15 protein-coding genes are annotated in these 19,229 nt (G+C 68.5%); 4 read left to right on the top strand and 11 right to left on the bottom strand.

What is annotated here, in order from left to right:
* Positions 1-62 precede the first annotated feature (62 nt).
* From CFB89_RS31310 to CFB89_RS31260, 11 genes are all read right to left on the bottom strand, one after another.
* Positions 63-1,544 (bottom strand): MFS transporter, encoded by a 1,482-nt coding sequence (locus CFB89_RS31310; protein WP_089471333.1) that lies wholly within the window; start codon positions 1,542-1,544, stop codon positions 63-65.
* A 50-nt stretch (positions 1,545-1,594) separates the two neighbouring features.
* Positions 1,595-2,191 carry a TetR/AcrR family transcriptional regulator gene (locus CFB89_RS31305; protein WP_089471332.1) on the bottom strand — a complete coding sequence of 199 codons (597 nt, stop codon included), beginning with the start codon at positions 2,189-2,191 and terminating at the stop codon, positions 1,595-1,597.
* Between the two features lie 322 nt (positions 2,192-2,513).
* Complete coding sequence (locus tag CFB89_RS31300; protein WP_089471331.1) at positions 2,514-3,971, bottom strand: amidase; 1,458 nt, start codon at positions 3,969-3,971, stop codon at positions 2,514-2,516.
* A 37-nt stretch (positions 3,972-4,008) separates the two neighbouring features.
* On the bottom strand, positions 4,009-5,241 hold the full coding sequence (locus CFB89_RS31295) for an MFS transporter (RefSeq protein ID WP_089471330.1): 1,233 nt from the start codon (positions 5,239-5,241) through the stop codon (positions 4,009-4,011).
* Between the two features lie 22 nt (positions 5,242-5,263).
* Positions 5,264-6,202: a transporter gene (locus CFB89_RS31290; protein WP_089471329.1), complete on the bottom strand. Its 939-nt coding sequence runs from the start codon at positions 6,200-6,202 to the stop codon at positions 5,264-5,266.
* 78 nt (positions 6,203-6,280) lie between these two features.
* On the bottom strand, positions 6,281-7,291 hold the full coding sequence (locus tag CFB89_RS31285; RefSeq protein ID WP_089471328.1) for a helix-turn-helix domain-containing protein: 1,011 nt from the start codon (positions 7,289-7,291) through the stop codon (positions 6,281-6,283).
* A gap of 238 nt (positions 7,292-7,529) precedes the next feature.
* Complete coding sequence (locus CFB89_RS31280) at positions 7,530-9,002, bottom strand: NAD-dependent succinate-semialdehyde dehydrogenase (RefSeq protein ID WP_089471327.1); 1,473 nt, start codon at positions 9,000-9,002, stop codon at positions 7,530-7,532.
* A 109-nt stretch (positions 9,003-9,111) separates the two neighbouring features.
* Positions 9,112-9,603, bottom strand: a complete 492-nt coding sequence (locus CFB89_RS31275; protein ID WP_006749694.1) for an Lrp/AsnC family transcriptional regulator — start codon at positions 9,601-9,603, stop codon at positions 9,112-9,114.
* 85 nt (positions 9,604-9,688) lie between these two features.
* On the bottom strand, positions 9,689-11,089 hold the full coding sequence (locus tag CFB89_RS31270) for an aspartate aminotransferase family protein (protein WP_089471326.1): 1,401 nt from the start codon (positions 11,087-11,089) through the stop codon (positions 9,689-9,691).
* A gap of 165 nt (positions 11,090-11,254) precedes the next feature.
* On the bottom strand, positions 11,255-12,181 hold the full coding sequence (locus CFB89_RS31265) for a glyoxylate/hydroxypyruvate reductase A (RefSeq protein ID WP_089471325.1): 927 nt from the start codon (positions 12,179-12,181) through the stop codon (positions 11,255-11,257).
* 12 nt (positions 12,182-12,193) lie between these two features.
* Positions 12,194-13,054 (bottom strand): GNAT family N-acetyltransferase, encoded by an 861-nt coding sequence (locus tag CFB89_RS31260; protein ID WP_089471324.1) that lies wholly within the window; start codon positions 13,052-13,054, stop codon positions 12,194-12,196.
* A gap of 466 nt (positions 13,055-13,520) precedes the next feature.
* Here CFB89_RS31260 and CFB89_RS31250 point away from each other — a divergent pair, with 466 nt between their 5' ends.
* The 4 genes from CFB89_RS31250 (at position 13,521) to CFB89_RS31235 (ending at position 19,210) form a co-directional block, all read left to right on the top strand.
* Positions 13,521-14,189: a haloacid dehalogenase type II gene (locus CFB89_RS31250; RefSeq protein WP_089471322.1), complete on the top strand. Its 669-nt coding sequence runs from the start codon at positions 13,521-13,523 to the stop codon at positions 14,187-14,189.
* Positions 14,190-14,363: 174 nt separating this feature from the next.
* Positions 14,364-15,902, top strand: coding sequence for a methyl-accepting chemotaxis protein (locus CFB89_RS31245; protein WP_089471321.1), 1,539 nt, complete (start codon positions 14,364-14,366; stop codon positions 15,900-15,902).
* Between the two features lie 691 nt (positions 15,903-16,593).
* Positions 16,594-18,177 (top strand): ABC transporter substrate-binding protein, encoded by a 1,584-nt coding sequence (locus CFB89_RS31240; RefSeq protein ID WP_089471320.1) that lies wholly within the window; start codon positions 16,594-16,596, stop codon positions 18,175-18,177.
* 79 nt (positions 18,178-18,256) lie between these two features.
* A complete protein-coding gene (locus CFB89_RS31235) occupies positions 18,257-19,210 on the top strand; it encodes an ABC transporter permease (RefSeq protein ID WP_089471319.1) in 954 nt (317 codons plus the stop codon).
* Positions 19,211-19,229 lie beyond the last annotated feature (19 nt).

The raw sequence follows: 19,229 nt of genomic DNA, 5'->3' as shown, positions 1-19,229 counted from the left end.
TCCAGGTCGGACTGATACGCCGATGAGTGTCGATACGGACGGATAGGGGCAAATACGGGCGATCAAGGCCGTTTGCGTTCAGGGCCGAAGCCCGGACGGGCGGCGGCGCGCATCGACGTATGCGCGGCGGGCGCGCGTGCAAGCGAGATGCCTAGCGCGGCACCCACCGCGAGGAATACCGAGATCGACAGCAGTGCGACGATGAACGCGTGCGCGATGGCCGCCGGATCCTGGCGCGTGCCGAGCGTCGTATAAAAAATGCCGCCGATGATCGCCACGCTCAGCGACGTGCTGACCTGCAGCGTCGAGCTGGCGATGCCCGCGATCATGCCGGACAGCGCCGGTGCGACGCGTCCCGTCACCATGCGCATCAGCGTCGGCAGCGCGAGACCTTGTCCGAAACCGATGACGAAGAGCACGACGGCGAGCGGCGCGGCAGCAAGCGGCATCCCGATCGGCGTGGCATCGATCAACCACGCGAGGCCGACGAGCCCGGCGATCTCCAGGCTCATGCCGAACGGATTGACGTAAGCGCCGATGACACGCGAGCAGAAGGGCGTCGACAACGGGCCGAGCAGGAACCCGACGCCGAACGGCAAGAACACGAGGCCTGCGCTCAGCGCGTCGACGTGCAACGCATTCTGCAGATACACCGAGAACAGCAGGAAGAACGCGCCGATCGAGTACAGCAGCAGCGCGATCAGCAACGCGCGGCCCAGCCCCGGCGCGCGCAGCGCGGCCGGATCGAGCAGCGGCGCGCCGCCGCGGCGGCCGAGCCGGCGCTCGTAGTGCCAGAAGAACCCGGCGAGGGCGGGCACCGCGAGCAGCGACACCCATGCCCGGACGGGCCAGCCTGCTTCGCGCCCCTCGATCAGCGGCACGATCAGCGCGCCCAGCGTCAGCATCGACAGCGCGGTGCCGCCGAGGTCGAGCTTGCGCGCATGCTGCGCACGCGTTTCCTTCAACAGTCGAATGCCGAACAGGACGACCAGAATCGCCAGCGGCAGGTTGACGAGGAAGATCGTGCGCCAGCCCAGATTCAACAGGTTCAGCGAGATCAGGATCCCGCCCAGCGCCTGCCCGACCACGGCGGCGAGGCCGAACACCGCGCCGTACAAGCTGAGCGCGAGCGGCTTTTCCGATTCGGGGAAGATCGCCTGAATCGAAGCGAGCGCCTGCGGCGCCATGATCGCGGCCGTCACGCCCTGCAACGCGCGGCCGACGATGAGCGTCCACGGCGAACTCGCGAGACCGCACAGCGTCGAGGCGATCGCAAAGCCGATCAATCCGAGGAAAAACACGCGGCCGCGGCCGAACAGGTCGCCCAGTCGGCCGCCGGTGATCAGCGTCACCGCGTACAGGCCCGCATACGATGAAATGACGAGTTGCTCGGCCGACGACGAGGCGCCGAGTTCCGCGCGGATCGACGGCAGCGCGACGTTGACGATGAAGAAATCCAGCGGCGGCAGGAACGCACCGACGAGCAGGACCGCAAACATGGCCCAGCGACGCGGGTCGGGCGATACGGGGTCATTCCGTGACATGGACGGCTCTCCATACGGAACCGTTCGGTTCCAAACTGGGTAAAAAAATATCAGTCGAGGATGCGCATCGTGCGGTCGACCAGCGCGAGCATGTCGGGCTCGGACATACCGGTTTTTCCCAGCACGCGCATGCCTTCGATCTGGCAGACGAGCAAACGCGCCAGCACCTGTTCGTCCTGCTCGGCGATTTCGCCGCTCGCCTGGCCACGGACGATCGCACCGGCATAGAGCTGTTGCAGCCGCCGGAACATGCGCCCGGTGCGTTCCGCGACATCCGCGTCGCGCGCGGCCAGTTCCGTGGTCATCGCGACTGCGAGACAGCCGCGCCGGCCCGCCTCGCCGACGGACAGACGCGCATAACGCAGCAGCGAATCGCGAATCGCATCCTTCACGGCACCGGGTTGCGACAGGATGTCGGCGGTCGCCTTGAGCCCGTCGGCCATGTACAGGTCGAGCGCCGCCAGCAGCAGCGCCTTCTTGTCGCCGAACGCCTTGTAAAGGCTGCCGCGCGACAGGCCGGTGCCGGCGATCAGGTCGGGCAGGGACGCGCCTTCATAGCCGCGGTCCCAGAAAACGTCCATCGCGTCGCGCGCGGCATCGCCAAGTTCGAATTCGCGGGGACGGCCCACGCCAGCCGGATTTGCCATTGGTCGGTTTCGCAAACGATGCGGTGCCTGAAGTTGGATGGATTATATGGACCGATCGGTTCCGATGTCAACGTGCGTATGTCGACTAGGCGCGGCGATGGCCGTCCTCGCGGACGGCCCGGATTCATCCGATCAGTCGAGCCCGCCCTGGCACGGATTACGGCACGGCCGCGGCCGCCGTGTGGGGCGGTAGCGCGTTCGCGCGACGTTACGTCGGCCACGGCTGGCACACCGGCTGCTCTGGCCACCGATGATGGTGGTACGCGACGCACGCGAGGCTCAAACCCGGCTGCCGCGCACCTGTCGCTCGCCACCGAACCGGTCACGCGCCCGACAGCCCGACGCACACCGGCGGGGCTCGATCGGCCCACGGCGCGGCGCGTTCGAGCTGGGCAGCAAGCGAGAACAGCAAGGACTCCGCGCCGAATGCCGCCGCGAACTGGCTGCCGATCGGCAAACCGTGTTCGTCCCGGTAAAGCGGCACCGACATCGCGGGCTGCCCGGTCGCGTTGAACCACGCGGTGAACGGCGAAAACCGATGCGACCGATCGATGACGTCGCTCAACGATTGCGCGTCGTCCATCGTCGCGAGTGCGGCCGGCGCGAGCGGCGGCATCGCGAGCGTCGGCGTCAGCAACGCGTCGTAGCGTTCCATCAGCCGGCCGAACGTCCTGCCCAATGCATGGATCCAGTCGACCGCACTCGCGTATTCGGCGCCGCTCACGTTGCCCTTTTCGCGCAGGATGATGCGGGTGCGGGGCTCGATTTCGTCGTCGCGCACCGGCGTGCCGCGCTGGTCGCCGACCGTATCGAGCAACGCGCGCGTTTGCGCGCCGATGATCGTAAACACGCGGTCATAGAAAACGGCCGAATCGACGGGGCTGGCGAGCGGCTCGACGTGATGGCCGAGCGCGCGCAGCAACCCGACGGTATGGTCCAGCGCGGCCCGGCATGCCGGATCAAGCGGCCAGGGCGACGCCCGCTCGATCACGGCGATTTTCAGCGGCCGGGGATCGCGCTGCGTGGCCGAGAGAAACGTGTCGGCCTGATGCGGCGACGCATACGGCGCGCCGATATCGGCGCCGGCGGTCAGGTCGAGCAGCGCGGCGCTGTCGCGAACCGAGCGCGTGATCGCGTGGTTGATGCCCATGCCGGCCCATCCCTCGCCGATCATCGGGCCATTCGGCGTTCGGCCGCGCGTCGGTTTCAGCCCGAATACGCCGCAACAGGAGGCGGGCACCCGCAGCGAGCCGCCCCCGTCGTTGCCGTGCGCGAACGGCAGCACGCGGGCGGCCACGAGCGCCGCCGCGGCGCCGCTCGAACCGCCGGCGCTCACGTGCGGATGCCACGGATTGCGCGTGACGCCGAAACGCGCCGATGACGTGCAATAAGACGTGCCCAGTTCCGGCGACAACGACGTGCCCGCGATCGGTATGCCGGCCCGCCGCAGGCGCGCCACGAGCTCGCCGTCGAAGTCCGGCCGGTGGTCGCCGAACAAAAACGATCCGTTCGACATCCGCGCGCCGCGCACCGGCATGAACAGGTCCTTGATCAGCGTCGGGACGCCGGCGAGGATGCTTTCGCGTCCGGTGACGGACGCGGCGGCCTGTCGCGCCGAGTCGTCGAGTCGTTCCGCCACGGCATTCAGCACGGGGTTGAGCGTATCGAGACAGGCGAGCACGGCGTCCAGCAATTCCGTGGGTTGCACTTCTTTCGCACGTACGAGCGCGGCGAGCGCGATACCGTCGTGCGTGGCGATGAGCGTCTGGAAATCTGTCATGGATGGGATCGTTCAAGAACAGGAAAACGTGAATGGGTCATTCGTCGTCGCGACGGCGAAGCGCCGGCAACAACCACAGCAACGCCGTGAAGGCCGTGCCCGCCGCAACCGCGAACACAGCCGCGCGCAACCCGCCGAATGCGTGCGCACAGCCCAGCACGACGAGCGGGCTGACGAACTGGCCCAGATAGAGCGCGGCCGTGAAACCGCCCAGGCCGCGACCGCGCATCGCGAGCGACAGCGTGCGCATCAGCGGCAGGATCGCATTCGGCACCAGCATGCCGCCGCCGAAGCCGTGAATCACGACCGCCACGACGATGGCCGGCACCGTTTGCGCACGGGCCAGCAGCGTCAGGCCTGCCGCGAGCAGCGCCAGGAGCACGACGTTGACGAAGCGGCGGCCGAGCGCATCGCACAACCAGGGCCACGCGATCGAACCGGCCAACGTCGACAGCAGGCCGACGCCCGCGACCGCGCCGATCATCGTCGACGAGCGCTGGCCGATGTCGACCATCAACTGCGGCATCTGCACCGGCACCACGAAGGAACCGATCATGCCGATGCAGATCAGTCCGTAGCCGGTCGCGAGCGTCGGCACGAGCCGGTTTCCGGCCGGCGGCGTCGCGCTGTCGGCCGGCACGGCGGGCTGAGCGTCGCGCAGCGGCTCCCACAGCACGGCCGCAATCGCCGGCACGAGCAGGATCGGCAGCAGGTAGAGATAGAACGGATAGCGCCACGCGTGCTCGCCGGCCGCGCCGCCGAGCACGAAAAACACCGTGCCGACGATACCGATCGTGACGACCTGCCGGTTCACGTAGCGCACCCGTTGTTCGCCATGCCAGTAATCGCCGATCAGCGTCGTGCAGCAGGTCATCACGCACGCCTCGGCCGCACCGAGCGCGAGCCGGCACACAAGGATCGCGGCGAGGCTGTCGAGCCACGCCGGCGCTGCGCCGACGACTCCGTACACGAGCGTCGCGAGCAACAGCAACATCTTGCGTCCGACCCGATCGGCCAGCCAGCCGGCGAGCGGCGCGCACAGCGCGATCGCGAGCGCGGGGCCCGTCGCGACGAGCGGGATGAGCGCCGCCAGCCGCGGGTCGGCCGGCCCGAATTCGGCCGCGAGTTTCGGCAGGATCGGCGCGATCATGACCGCGCCCATCACGGTGAGACTGCTGCCGAGCAGCAGCACGGCGCCCTGGCTTGCACCGGCCCGTCGGGCGGCATGCGTATAAGAGGACGCGGATTGCGTTGAGGAAAGCGGATTCATCGACGACTCCCGAATCGGAACATCAGAACGACAGCGCGGCACGCAGCGCGACCTGGTAGCCCTGCGCGCGGTTCTGCGCGCCGAATTCCTTGTACGCATGCAGCCAGAACGCGGGCTTGCCCGGCTCGACGTAGCTGATCGCCGGGCCCAGCGCATTCACGCTTGAGCGGTTGCCGTCGACGTTCGGGCCGTGGTCGTTGGTCAACTGCCGCTCGATGTAGCCGCCGAGGCCCGCCGTGAACGGGCCGATGTGCTGGCCGAGCGCGAATTCCTGGCGAAACCCGGTGCCGCTGCGATAGTTCGTCGCGCGGTTGGTCGTGTTCTGATCGAGCTCGATGCTGGTCGAGATTTCCAATCCGCTATCGGTGATGTAGGTCGCGCCGATGATCGGCGAGAAGGTCCAATGGTTGACGCCCGGATTGAAGAGGCGGGTGACGCGATACGCGCCGGTCGGCGCCTGCACCTGCAGGGCGACGTTGACGAACAGGTTCGGCGAGGCCCATGCGAGGATCAGCGGCTGGAAGTCCGCGTCGCCGATGTTGGTCGGAGCGGCCGACATCGCGAGCGTGCCTACCGGCGTCGGCACGTTCACGTGCCCGTTCATGTTCAGGAACGGCACGATCGCGCCGAAGCCGACCTTCGCGCCGAACAGCTTCGCGTTCGTCATCCGGATGTACGCGAGGCTCCACGACGCGACCGTCAGCGAGAAGTCCGCGTTGCCGCCGTTGCGGATCGTACGGGTCGAGTAGTACGCGAAGCGGGTGGCGAGCGTGCCGTTCGGCGTGGGCGGCGGCGTGATGCCCGCGCCGAAATCGAATACGCCGAACGGCGTGATCGGGCCGTCGTTTTCGAGCGCATGGGCGTGCTGGCAGGCGAGCGTGGCCGCCAACGTGCCGATCGCGACGGCGGTGGTGCGTGTGCGGCAGCGCCGCACGCCGTGCGGACGTCTGAGGATTTCCATCGTGCCGTTCCCCGTACAGTTGAAATGTGTACGGAGTCTAGGAACGTCAAAATCCGGGGCGTTATCCGCTTTTGGTAATTATCGCGGCGCGCGTTTGAGCGTGTCGGACGGCAGCTCGCCGAACAGTTCCCGGTAGTGCGACGCGAACCGGCTCAGGTGCCAGAAGCCCCAGCGGCACGCGACGTCGCTGACCGACGCGCTGGCCGGGGAATGTTCGCGCAGTTCGCGGCGCACCGCGTTCAGCCGCAGCACGCGCAGATACCACGCGGGGTGGGTGCCGAGGATTTCCTCGAAGCAATACTGCAATTTGCGCCGGCTCGCACCGACTTCTCGACACACGTCGAGCACCGTCAACGGCACATCGGGCCGCGCCGCGACGAGTTCGCGCACGCGATCGACGACGCGGTGCCGCGCGGACGGATCGAGCCGGACGGGGCGGCCGGCCGCCTCGGTCGCGTGCATGAGTTCGACCAGAATGGCGTCGCGCAGCGACTTGCGCGTGTGCGGCCGGGCGAGCGGGCGCTCCGGCGTATCGGCCGCCTCGAAGCCGGCCACGAGCAACGCGGTCAGCGCGTCGTGGCGGGCAGAGGGCACCCGCAGGATGCGGGTTTCGCTCGACGATACGCCGTCGCCGTTTTCGTCCCGGTCGCCGAGCCACGCCAGTTGGCGCAGCGTGGCGTTGGGCACCGTCAACAGCACGACGTCCTGATGGTCGGGCGTGCGCAATTCCGGCAACGAGGTGCCGCCGGAGACGAGCAGGGCCTTGTCGCGCAGCGGCGCGCCGCCGCAGAAGCCGGCGCCGGCGGTTTCCAGCGGGATGCTGAACGACGTCCTGCCGGCGCATTGGTCGCCGCGCTTGAGCAGCGCGCGGTTCACGCGTTCGCGCAGCAACTGCATGCCGTCGAAGCGGATTTCGTGCAGTGTTCCGCGGAACGGCCCGGGCGACAGTTGATCGAGCCGGATCGACCAGCCGTGCGTGCATTCCGCGTGGGTGTCGACATCCTCGCTGGCGAAGCGCCGGATCAACGGCGGCGCGTCAGGCGCGGTGTCGGCAAGGCCTGCGGTGGACGGCAGCGGAGCGGAATGCATGGTCGAGTGGGGCGATGGACGAGGCGTCCGCCGACAATGCGCACACAAATTCCGGTTGGCAATGCGTTTTTACCCGTGGCTGCGGGCGCGGTTCCACCTGGGACGACGGGGCGACGCGTCGGGCACGCATGATTCGGCGTCGCGCCCGCGCCTACCGTTTCGCGGCGCCCGAACTCGCCAGGACTGACCAGCGGGCGCGGGACGCGCAACGGAAAACCGAACGCGCGGCGACGCCGGTTCAGTCGAGCCCGCCCTGGCACAGATACTTGATCGACAGATAATCGTCGAGCCCATAGCGCGAGCCTTCGCGACCATAGCCCGATTCCTTCACGCCGCCGAACGGCGCGGCCTCGCTCGCGAGCGCGCCTTCATTGATCCCGACGATGCCCGTTTCGAGCCGCGCCGACACGCGCGCGATGCGCCGCACGTCCTGCGTATAGAAATACGCGGCGAGCCCGAACGGCGTGTCGTTCGCGGCATCGACCGCTTCGTCTTCCGTATCGAAGCGAAACAGCGCGGCGACCGGGCCGAAGGTTTCCTCGCAGGTGAGCTGCATGTCGGCGGTGGCGTCGGCGAGCACCGTCGGCGCGTAATAGTTCGCGCCGAGTTCGGTCAGCCGCTTGCCGCCCGTCAGCACGCGCGCGCCGCGTTCGACGGCATCGCCGACGTGCCGCGCGATCTTGTCGACCGCGCGCGCGTTGATCATCGGGCCGATCTGCGCGGCCGGGTCGGTCGCCGGCGCGACCTTCAGCGCGGCGACGCGCGCGGCGAGCTTCGCGGCGAACGCGTCGTAGACGCCGGCCTGCACGTACACGCGATTCGGCGACACGCAGGTCTGCCCGCCGTTGCGGAACTTGGCGGCCATCAGCCCGTCGACCGCGGCGTCGAGTTCCGCATCGTCGAACACGATGAACGGCGCATTGCCGCCCAACTCCAGCGACAGCTTCTTCAACGTCGCCGCCGATTCGCGCGCGAGCAGCTTGCCGACCGGCGTCGAGCCGGTGAACGTGATCTTGCGCACACGGCCGTCGGCAAGCCAGTCGGCCGCGGCTTCGACGCCGCGCTCGCGCGACGCGGTGATCAGGTTCAGCACGCCGGCCGGCACGCCGGCTTCCTGCGCGAGAAACGCCAGCGCGAGCGCGGTCAGCGGCGTGTCCTCCGCCGGCTTCGCGACGACCGTGCAGCCGGCCGCGAGCGCGGGCGCGATCTTGCGCGCGATCATCGCGAGCGGGAAATTCCACGGCGTGATCGCGGCGACGATGCCGATCGGCTCCTTCACCGCGCTGAGCCGCTTGCCGCGCTGCTGCTGCGGGATCAGGTCGCCGTACGTGCGCGTCGATTCCTCGGCGAACCACAGTACGTACGACGCGCCGTACGCGACTTCGCCGCGCGCTTCGGCCAGCGGCTTGCCCTGTTCGCGCGACATCAGCTTCGCGAGATCGTCGGTGTGCGCGACGATCGCCGCGTGCCATGCGCGCAGGATCGCGGCGCGTTCGCGCGCGGGCGTCGCACGCCACGCGGGCAGCGCGCGGGCCGCGGCGTCGGTCGCCGCGCGCGCGTCGGCGGCGGCGCTGTCGGGTGCGTGGGCAACGGTCTCGAGCGTGGCCGGATCGGTGACGGCGAAGCGGCGGCCGTCGAGCGCATCGCGCCAGGCGCCGTCGATCAGGTTGGCGGTGCGAACGAGTTCGGTTCGGGACAGCGTAAGCGGCATGACGGTTCCTTGAATGAGGCGGTTCGACGACGCTGGCGGCCCGGCGCGGGCGCGACTCCCCCTGCGCGGACAGCGGTCTGCCGCGTGACGGGGCGACGCACGCCGGGTGTCAGTGACGTTCGCCGAACAGCGATTCGAGCGGGTAGTGCCGTTTGACGAACGGCGATTTGATGATCACGTAACTGAAATACTTCTCGATGCCGATGTTCTGCTCGAGCAGCCCTTCGACGATCGTCTGGTAATGGCTCACGCTGCGCGTGATGAACTTCAGCAGATAGTCGTAGCCGCCGCTCGCGAGGTGGCATTCGACGATCTCGTCGACGTTGCGGATCGCCGCGACGAAGCGGTCGAAATCCTCGCGCCGGTGGTCGGCCAGCGTGACCTCGGTGAACACGACCTGCACGTCGCCGAGTTTCTCGAGCTGGATGTGCGCGCCGTAGCCGCCGATGTAGCCGGCCTTCTCGAGCCGCTTCACGCGGATCAGGCATGGACTGGGCGACAGCCCGACCGCATCGGCCAGCTCGACGTTGGTCATGCGGCCGCGCTTCTGCAACTGGGAGAGGATGCGCAGGTCGATGCGATCCAGCTTGCTGTCCGTCATGTTCACGTGAGAAGGCAAAAATGGAATGTCCGGTTACTTTAGAGTCGAACGATGGCGGCCACAAGCCCGGCTTTCCCTTGGCCGCTCAGGCCGGCTGCGCGTGCGCGGCGTCGAGCGCGCGCAGCACGCCCGCGTCGGCCAGCACGTCGTCGAGCGTCTTGCGCACGCGTTCGAACAGCAGGTCGAATTCGCCCGCGGTGAAGCTCAGCGCCGGCGCGAAGCCGAGCACGCCGTCGCCGAACGCGCGGAACACCACGCCGTTCGCGTACGCGGCGGCCGCGATCTTGTCGGGTACGTTCAGCGCCGGGTCGAAGCGCGTCTTGTGCGCCTTGTCGGCCACCAGTTCGAGCGCGCCGAGCAGGCCGACCGAGCGTGCGTCGCCGACGAGCGGATGCGCGCGCAGCGCATCGAGCCCCGAGGCGAAGCGCGGCGCCAGCGCCTGGCCGTTCGCGAGCAGCCCGCCTTCGTGATAGAGCTTCAGCACCTCGAGGCCGATCGCCGCGCTCACCGGGTGCGCGGAATACGTATGGCCGTGGCCGACCACCGGCGAATCGGCGCGCTCGCCCGCGATCCCTTCGTAGATTTCGTCGGACATCAGCACCGCGCCCATCGGCGCATAGCCGGCCGTCAGGCCCTTCGCCACGGTCATCAGGTCCGGGTCGACCTGTTCGGCCTCGCAGGCGAACAGCGGGCCCGTGCGGCCGAAGCCGGTGATCACCTCGTCGGCGACGAACAGGATGCCGAGGCGCTTGCACGCGTCGCGCATCGCCTTCAGCCAGCCGGCCGGCGGCACGATCACGCCGCCGGAGCCCTGCACCGGCTCGCAGAAGAACGCGGCGACGTTGTCCGCGCCGAGTTCGGCGACCTTCGCTTCGAGTGCTGCGACCGACGCGGCGATCAGTGCCTGCGGATCGTCGCCGAGCGGATGGCGGTACGGGTAGGGCGACGGAATATGGTGCTGGTCCGCGCGCGGCAGGTCGAAGTGGCGATGGAACGCGGGCAGCGCGGTGAGGCCCGCGCCGACCGACGACGAACCGTGATAGCCGCGTTCCAGCGCGATCATCTGCTTCTTCGACGGGCGGCCGGTGGCGTTGAAATAGTGCGTGATGAAACGGATCGCCGAATCGACCGCGTCCGAGCCGCCGAGCGTGAAGTACACGCGGTTCAGCGACGGCGGCGCGAGCGCGGCGAGCCGCTCGGCGAGTTCGATCGCCGGCTGCGAGCCGAAATGGAAATAACCGGTCGCGTAGGGCAGCTTCGCCATCTGGTCGGCGGCGGCTTTCACGATGCTGTCGCGGCCGTAGCCGACGTTTACGCACCACAGGCCCGAGAACGCGTCGAGCAGCGTGTGGCCCGCGGCGTCGCGCAGGAACACGCCGTCGGCGGATTCCAGCACGGTGACGCCGCGCGCCTCGTGCGCACGGTAATTGACGACGGGATGGATCAGGTGTTGACGATCGGCTTCGATCAGCGCGGCTTGGTTCATGGGGAGGCGGGACTCTCGTCAGGTGTCAGCGGTGAGTTCATGCTAACGGGCGAGAAATCCGCATGCGTCTTCAATTTGAGGCCCGAAACGTATGCGCGCGGCGTTTGTGCGGGGCGCTTCGGCATTTTCTGCTGCGCGCCCGGCGGGCCGGGCGCGCGTGTCAGGTCAGTAGCCGCGCACGCGATCGACGACGCCGATCATCGGCTGCCCCGCGCGATGGCGGGCGAGGTTCGCGAGCACCGCGTCCACCGCGGTGTCGGGCCGCGTCGCGCTGGCGATGTGCGGCGTGATGCGAATGCGCGGATGCGTCCAGAACGGATGGCCGGCGGGCAGCGGTTCGGGATCCGTCACGTCGAGGATCGCGCTGTCGAGGCGGCCGCTCGCGAGCGCCGCGAGCAGCGCGGCTTCATCGAGCTGCGGGCCGCGCCCGACCTGCACGAGCGACGCGCCGGCCGGCAGCGCGTCGAACACGCGCGCGCCGAGCAGCCCGCGCGTGCTGTCGGTGAGCGGCAGCAGGCAGATCAGGATGTCGGTGCGCGCGAGGAACGCGTCGAGCGCCGCATCGCCTGCATAACAGTCGACGCCGTCGAGCGTGCGCGGCGTGCGGCTCCAGCCGGCGCACGGAAAACCGAAGCGCCGCAGCGTGTCGAGCACGGCCTGGCCGAGCGTGCCGAGCCCGAGCACGCCGACGCGCCGCGACCCGGCCGCGCGCACGGGATGCTCGCGCCACACCTGGTCGCGCTGCTGCGCCGCATAGTCGAACAGGTCACGATGGATCGTCAGCACGGCCTGCGTCACGTATTCGACCATCCCTTCGACGATGCCCGGCTCGATCATCCGCACGACGGGGATGTGCGAAGGCACGCGCGACAGGTCGAACTGATCGATGCCGGCGCCGACCGAGAACACGACCTCGAGATTCGGCAGCAGCGCGACCGGGTCGTCCGGCGGCTGCCAGGCGGCGAGATAGCGGACGGCTTCGGCGTCGCCGAGGTCCGGCCAGATCCGGAACGGCAGATCGGGTGCCTGTTGCGCGAAGCGCGCCGCCCACTGCGCGCCGCGCACCGGGTCGGCCTTGTAGAGAAAGCTCATCGTGCGCTCCGCTCAACCGAGCGCCTGGTTCACGATCGCGAACGCGCGCAGCGCCGGATCGCGTTCGGGCGTCGCGCCGCGCGCCATCGCGACGACGGTGTCGACGCGCGGCAGCCCGAGCCCCTGCAGCCAGTCGGACAGCCCGCTGTCGCCCGGCACGTCGAGCCGCACGAACATGCCCTCGTGCAGCGCGAGCCAGTGGCTGATCAGCGCCTGCGCGCGCAGCGCATCCGGCGCGATCACCGGGCCGATCACGTGGCCGCGGCCGAACCGGCGGAACAGCGCGAAGCCGAGCAGCTCGCCGTCGCGGTCGAGCGCGATCCCGTTCGCGACGTCGAGCAGCGCTTCGATCACCGCGCCACGTTCATAGCCGGCCGCGCGCGACGCGAGCGCGGCGAGGCGCGGCCCGTCGTTGGTGCCGAGCGGGCGCAGGCGCTCGCCCGGCGGCAGCGAGATCAGCGGAGGCTGGAACGCGGCGCCCTGGTGCTGATCGATCGTATCGATCACGTCGAAGCCGAATTTCGCGTACAGCGGCTCGCCTGCCGGCGTCGCATGCAGAAAAATGGTCCGCGCGCCGAGGCTGTCGACCACGCGGGTCATCAGCTCGCGCCCGATGCCGCGGCCCTGGCGCTCGGGCGACACGATGACCATGCCGAGCGACGCGTGCGATTCGTCGAAGCGCCAGCCGAACGCGGTGCCGACGACGCCGGTTTCATCTTCGGCGACGAAGCCGCCGCCGAGCTGGAACGCGAAGCGCCAGTCGTCGAGCCGGTGCGGCCACTTGACCGCCTCCGACAGTCGATGGGCGGCGGGCAGGTCGGTTTCGGCGAACGGGCGATAGATGAGCGTGCGGGAAGGATTGAGGTCGGACACGCCGGACTCCGGATGGGTGGGAATGGTCCGGTCACTCTGCCAGCGCGGTGGCGGCACGGATAGGACGATTCGCCTGTTTTCCGGCGGCGGCGGGCGCGCCCGCGAGATCGATGCAAACCGGCTCGGTCGGCGCGAACGAACGCGCGGATCGTGCTGGCGAGGCCGGTCAATCCGGCCACGCATGCTGTGGAATGCCACTACGATCAATGCACGGCGGCACCGCCGTTTGTCGAACGGCGCACCGGCCGACGGGCGCCGCCGCGCTCGCACGGCACCCGTCGGCCGGCCCCGCCGCCGCGCGCCCGATCGCGCCGCAGATCGTGCTGCATGGGGCGGGCAACACGCGGCGATTCTGCGTTTTGAGCGGCGCCGAACGATGCGCGAACGACTTTTTGCCCTGATTCAATTTCGTTAAACCCAGCCCATCCCCGGCCCTGCCGGGGCTTCACACCGACAGGACGTCACCATGATCCAGTTTGAACCGAAGTACATCACCTTCGACTGCTACGGCACGCTGACCCATTTCCGGATGGCCGAGACGGCGCGCGAAATCTATGCGGACCGGTTGTCGCCGGCCACGATGGAGGCCTTCGTGCGCGCGTTCGCCGCCTATCGGCTCGACGAAGTGCTCGGCGCGTGGAAGCCGTACCGTGACGTCGTGGTCAACGCGATCCGCCGCACCTGCGCGCGGCTCGGCGTGAAGTTCGACGAAGCCGAGGCCGAGCTTTTCTATCATGCGGTGCCGACGTGGGGCCCGCACCCGGACGTGCCGGCCGGGCTGTCGCGGCTGGCGTCGAAGTACAAGCTGGTGATCCTGTCGAACGCGATGGACGAGCAGATCATGAGCAACGTCGACAAGCTCGGCGCGCCGTTCCACGCCGTGTTCACCGCGCAGCAGGCGCAGTCGTACAAGCCGCGGATGCAGGGCTTCGAATACATGTTCGACAAGCTCGGCTGCAAGCCCGAGGACGTGCTGCACGTGTCGTCGAGCCTGCGCTACGACCTGATGACGGCCGAGGATCTCGGGATCAAGCACAAGGCGTTCGTGAACCGCGGCCACGAGCCGGGCACGCCGTTCTACAACTATTACGAAGTGTCGGACATCGGTCAGCTCGCGACGCAGCTCGGGCTGTAAGCCGCCTGCGTCGGCCAGGCTATCGAGCGCCGGGGCGCGGCCGCGATGCCGTCGCGTCCCGCTGCGTACGATCAGCGTACTGAACGAGGGTAATTACCGATACGGAGTCGTTCAAGGCGGGGGCCGCCCAGGCCGATATATGTACCGAACGGTTAATATTTCGAGGCCCCTCGCATGAAGTTGTCCACCAAACTGCTGATGCTCGTCGGCGCGGCGCTGCTCGGCGTCGTCCTGCTCGCCGCGTTGTCGCTGCACACGTTGCGCGACGCGCTGATCGACAGCCGCCGCGAAGAGATCGTGATTCTGCTGACCAAGGCCGAGCATCTGGTCGATTCGTATCGCGCGATGCAGACGAGCGGCGCGCTCACGCAGGAGCAGGCGCAGCAGCAGGCCAAGGCCGCGCTGTCGGCGCTCAACGCGAATTCGAAGAGCTACTTCTGGGTCACGACGTCCGATGGCGTCAACCTCGTGCACCCGAACGCGAAATTCATCGGCACGCGCGCGAAGGGCAACCGCACGACCAGCGGCATGACCGACAGCGAGGCGTATCGCGCGGGGATGGCGCAGGCGCATTTCGCGCTCGTCGACGTGCTGGTCAAGCGCAGCCCCGACGCGGACCTGGAGCCGAAGCTGCAGGGCGTGGTCGCGATTCCCGACTGGAACTGGTGGATCGGCACGGGATTCTTCTACGACGACATCAATGCGGCGTTCACCCGGCTCGCGATGGTGCTGGGCGCCGTCGCGCTCGGCATCGCCGCAGCGCTCGCGGCCATCGCATGGGGCGTGCTGCGCAGCGTCAAGCGGACGCTCGGCGGGGAGCCCGCGCATGCGACGCAGATCGCCGCCCGCATCGCGGCCGGCGATCTGGACGTGCAGTTCGATACGGCGCATGCCGCGCCCGGCAGCCTGCTCGTCGCGCTGGGCGACATGAAGGCGCGGCTGACCGACACCATCGCCGAAATCCAGACCACGACCCACTCGATCGCCACCGGCACCGGCGAGATCGCGCAAGGCAACCTGGACCTGTCGCAGCGCACGGAGCAGCAGGCCGCGTCGCTGCAGGAAACGGCCGCGAGCATGGAGCAGATCACGTCCACGGTCAAACAGAACGCCGACAACGCGCGCCAGGCGAATGCGCTCGTGGCCCACGCGAAGGATGCGACCGAACTCGGCGGCGCCGCCGTGCAGGCGGTCGTCGAAACGATGCGGCAGATTTCGGATGGATCGGTGCGGATTGCCGACATTACCGTCGTGATCGAAAGCATCGCATTCCAGACCAACATTCTCGCGCTCAACGCGGCGGTGGAAGCCGCGCGGGCCGGCGAGGAGGGGCGCGGGTTCGCCGTCGTCGCGTCGGAAGTCCGCTCGCTCGCGCAACGCAGCGCCGCGGCCGCGAAGGACATCAAGGGCTTGATCGACGCGTCGGTCGAGCGGGCCGGCAACGGCAGCCGGCTGGTCGAGACGGCCGGCGAGCGCATGACGGAGATCGTCCGGTCGATCGACCGGGTGGCCGACATCATGGGCGAGATTTCGGCGGCATCGGCCGAGCAAAGCACCGGCATCGAACAGATCGGGCTGGCGGTCGCGCAAATGGACGAAGTCACCCAGCAGAACGCCGCGCTCGTCGAGCAGGCGGCCGCGGCTGCCTCGTCGCTGGACGAGCAGGCGGCGCGCCTGCGAGCCGCCGTGTCGGTATTCCGGCTCGCCGCGTGACAGTTTCGCGCCGGCCGCTCGCGGCCGGCGCGTCATCCTGCCGCCTGGGCGCCGCGCGGGCGCCCGGCCGGCGCGCGCGCCGAGAGGCCGGTGACGCACGCGTCGCCGCTCGCGCACGCGGCGCCTGACGGCCGCACGAACCCGGTTTCCGCAGTCCCGTCATCTTCCCGTCTTCCCGCCAGGCCGTTCCGATCGAGCGGCTTTCTTCTGAACTTTCCTGCGCGACATCCCGTCGCGATCCCCACCGTCGACGCCTGTGCACGCGGCGATCTGCCGCGTCGTACCGCTCGCTTCAGCCGTCGTCGGCATGCGGACACGCATTCGACACAAACGTGCGGTTTGCGTGAGCCAAACGCGCGCCGGATGCCGAACGGGCAATTTTGTCGGCGCAATCTGCGGCGGCTGCGGCTTTACGATTTCCTTCATCGACACGGGTGCGGCAGCCGCCGCGACACGCGGCCGGGCACACGGTGACACGGGCGCGCACGCAGCAATTCATGCTGCACGGGCGGCACAAAACGGTCGATTCGTATCGTGCGGGCCGCCCGAATCGCGACAAACCGCATTTTGGCGATGCTTAAATGAATTGCATGTGTACGACGTTGCGCCCGCCACCAGCAAGCGGACGCGGCGGGATTGAACAACCACGCTGGACCCTTGGACCCACTTTCCACAGTCAGGAGCAGTTCGGATGAGCGACGATATCGACAATGGCGGCAAGGGCGGCTTGACGCGCCGCGACATGATGAAGGTCATGGCGGCGGGCGGCATGATGGCCGCCGGTGCCGGCGGACTGCTGATGACCCCCGGCTCGGCATTCGCCGCACCCGCGCCGAAGCGCGGCGGCAAGATCCGGGTCGCGAACGAAGCCGGCTCGACGGCCGATACGCTCGACCCGGCCAAGGGCTCGACGGGCGCTGACTACACGCGCTTCTTCATGTTCTACAGCGGCCTCACGCAGCTCGATGCGAGCCTGACGCCGCAGATGAACCTCGCCGAGTCGCTGCAAACGACCGATGCGAAGACGTGGATCATCAAGCTGCGCAAGGGCGTCACGTTCCACGACGGCAAGCCCGTCGGCCCGGCAGACGTGGTGTTTTCGCTGATGCGCCACAAGAACCCGGCCACCGCGTCGAAGGTCAAGACGCTCGCCGAACAGTTCTCGGATGCGAAGGCGACCGGCCCCGACGAAGTCACGCTGACGCTCGCGAGCGCGAACGCCGATCTGCCGGTGATCCTCGCGACGCCGCAGCTCGTGATCGTCAAGGACGGCACGACCGATTTCTCGACCGGTATCGGCTGCGGCCCGTACAAGCTGAAGTCGTTCAAGCCGGGCGTGTCGACCGTCGGCGTGCGCAACGACAGCTACTTCAAGCCGGGCAAGCCGTATCTCGACGAGATCGAGCTGATCGGCATCAGCGACAGCGCCGCGCGCCTGAACGCGCTGCTGTCGGGCGACGTGCACCTGATCAACGCGATCGATCCGCGCTCGACGCAGCGGGTCTCGTCGACGCCGGGCTACGCGCTGAAGGAAACCAAGTCGGGCCTCTATACCGACCTGATCATGCGCAGCGACAACCCGATCGTCGCGAACCCCGATTTCGTCGAAGGGATGAAGTACCTGTTCGATCGCGAGCAGCTCCGCACGGCGGTGTTCCGCGGCTACTCGGTGATCGGCAACGACCAGCCGATTCCGCCGGGGCATCGCTACTTCAACGCGTCGCTGCCGCAGCGCGCGCACGATCCGGACAAGGCGAAGTTCCTGTTCCAGAAGGCGGGGGCGCTCGGCGCCACGCTGCCGCCGATCTACGCGACGTCCGACGCGAACGGGTCGATCGAAATGGCCGTGCTGCTGCAGCAGGCCGGCCAGAAGATCGGGCTGAACCTGCAGGTCAACCGCGCGTCGCCCGACGGCTACTGGTCGAACCACTGGATGAAGCATCCGCTCACCTTCGGCAACATCAATCCGCGTTCGAGCGCCGACGTGCTGTTCACGCAGTTCTTCAAGTCGGATGCGCCGTGGAACGAGTCGGGCTGGAAGAACGCGAAGTTCGACCAGTTGCTGCTTGCCGCGCGTTCGGAAACCGACGACGCGAAGCGCAAGCAGATGTACGGCGACATGCAGGTGATCGTGTCGCAGCAGGGCCGGGTCGGCATTCCGGCGTTCATCAGCTTCCTCGACGGATACGACAAGCGTCTCGCGGGCCTCGGTTCGATCCCGACCGGCCCGATGATGGGCTTCACGTTCGCGGAGAACGTGTGGTGGAACGCATGACGTTGTCGCTGGCCGCCGTCGCGCGGCCGGCGCGGACCCCCGCGCCGGCCACGCGCGGTTTTTTCCGGAGTCTCGCTCCATGAACCGAATCCTCATCGGGCTGATCGGCCGGCGCATCGCGGTCACCGCGCTGACGCTGCTGATCGTGTCCGCGATCATCTTCACGATCACGAACCTGCTGCCGGGCGACGCCGCGCAGGCCGCGCTCGGCCAGTCGGCGACGCCGGAGACGGTCGCCGCGCTGCGCCAGCAGTTCGGTCTCGACATGCCGGCGCACGTGCGCTACCTGCACTGGCTCGGCGGGCTGCTGCACGGCGATTTCGGCCGGTCGCTTTCCGGCGACATGCCGGTGTCGGAGCTGATCGGCGGGCGCCTGCCGAAGTCGCTCACGCTGGCGGCGATCACGACCGCCGTGTCGGTGCCGATCGCGCTGCTGCTCGGCATCCTCGCGGCGGTCAAGCGCGAGTCGGTGGTCGACCGCGTGATCAGCCTCGGCACGCTGTCGCTCGTCGCGACGCCGGAGTTCCTGATCGCGACCGTCGCCGTGCTCGTGTTCGCGGTGAAGCTGCACTGGCTGTCCGCGCTGTCGTACAGCGGCCCGATCGAGAGCCTGCACGATTTCCTGCGTGCGTATGCGATGCCGGTGCTGACGCTGTGCGCGGTCGTGATCGCGCAGATGGCACGCATGACGCGCGCCGCGGTGATCGAGCAGTTGAGCGCGTCGTACGTCGAGATGGCCGTGCTCAAGGGCGCGAGCCCGGCTCGCGTCGTGCTGCGCCATGCGTTGCCGAACGCGATCGGCCCGATCGCCAACGCGATCGCGTTGAGCCTGTCGTATCTGCTCGGCGGCGTGATCGTCGTCGAGACGATCTTCAACTATCCGGGCCTCGCGAGCCTGATGGTCGACGCCGTCAGCAACCGCGATTTCCCGCTGGTCCAGGCGTGCACGCTGATCTTCTGCGTCGCTTACCTGACGCTCGTGCTGCTCGCCGACCTGTGCTCGATCGTGTCGAACCCGCGACTGCGCACCTGAGTGTTTCGTCTTTCTTCCG

Source organism: Burkholderia sp. AU16741 (genome assembly GCF_002223345.1).
In the GTDB taxonomy this organism is placed as follows: Bacteria; Pseudomonadota; Gammaproteobacteria; order Burkholderiales; family Burkholderiaceae; genus Burkholderia; species Burkholderia sola.
The sequence above is the reverse complement of the archived record's forward strand: the minus strand, read 5'-3'. Positions and strand labels throughout refer to the sequence as shown.

Coding starts and splice junctions, on each gene's coding strand:
- CFB89_RS31310 (WP_089471333.1), bottom strand. CDS start 1,544: ATGTCACGGAATGACCCCGTATCGCCCGACCCGCGTCGCTGGGCCATG.
- CFB89_RS31305 (WP_089471332.1), bottom strand. CDS start 2,191: ATGGCAAATCCGGCTGGCGTGGGCCGTCCCCGCGAATTCGAACTTGGC.
- CFB89_RS31300 (WP_089471331.1), bottom strand. CDS start 3,971: ATGACAGATTTCCAGACGCTCATCGCCACGCACGACGGTATCGCGCTC.
- CFB89_RS31295 (WP_089471330.1), bottom strand. CDS start 5,241: ATGAATCCGCTTTCCTCAACGCAATCCGCGTCCTCTTATACGCATGCC.
- CFB89_RS31290 (WP_089471329.1), bottom strand. CDS start 6,202: ATGGAAATCCTCAGACGTCCGCACGGCGTGCGGCGCTGCCGCACACGC.
- CFB89_RS31285 (WP_089471328.1), bottom strand. CDS start 7,291: ATGCATTCCGCTCCGCTGCCGTCCACCGCAGGCCTTGCCGACACCGCG.
- CFB89_RS31280 (WP_089471327.1), bottom strand. CDS start 9,002: ATGCCGCTTACGCTGTCCCGAACCGAACTCGTTCGCACCGCCAACCTG.
- CFB89_RS31275 (WP_006749694.1), bottom strand. CDS start 9,603: ATGACGGACAGCAAGCTGGATCGCATCGACCTGCGCATCCTCTCCCAG.
- CFB89_RS31270 (WP_089471326.1), bottom strand. CDS start 11,089: ATGAACCAAGCCGCGCTGATCGAAGCCGATCGTCAACACCTGATCCAT.
- CFB89_RS31265 (WP_089471325.1), bottom strand. CDS start 12,181: ATGAGCTTTCTCTACAAGGCCGACCCGGTGCGCGGCGCGCAGTGGGCG.
- CFB89_RS31250 (WP_089471322.1), top strand. CDS start 13,521: ATGATCCAGTTTGAACCGAAGTACATCACCTTCGACTGCTACGGCACG.
- CFB89_RS31245 (WP_089471321.1), top strand. CDS start 14,364: ATGAAGTTGTCCACCAAACTGCTGATGCTCGTCGGCGCGGCGCTGCTC.
- CFB89_RS31240 (WP_089471320.1), top strand. CDS start 16,594: ATGAGCGACGATATCGACAATGGCGGCAAGGGCGGCTTGACGCGCCGC.
- CFB89_RS31235 (WP_089471319.1), top strand. CDS start 18,257: ATGAACCGAATCCTCATCGGGCTGATCGGCCGGCGCATCGCGGTCACC.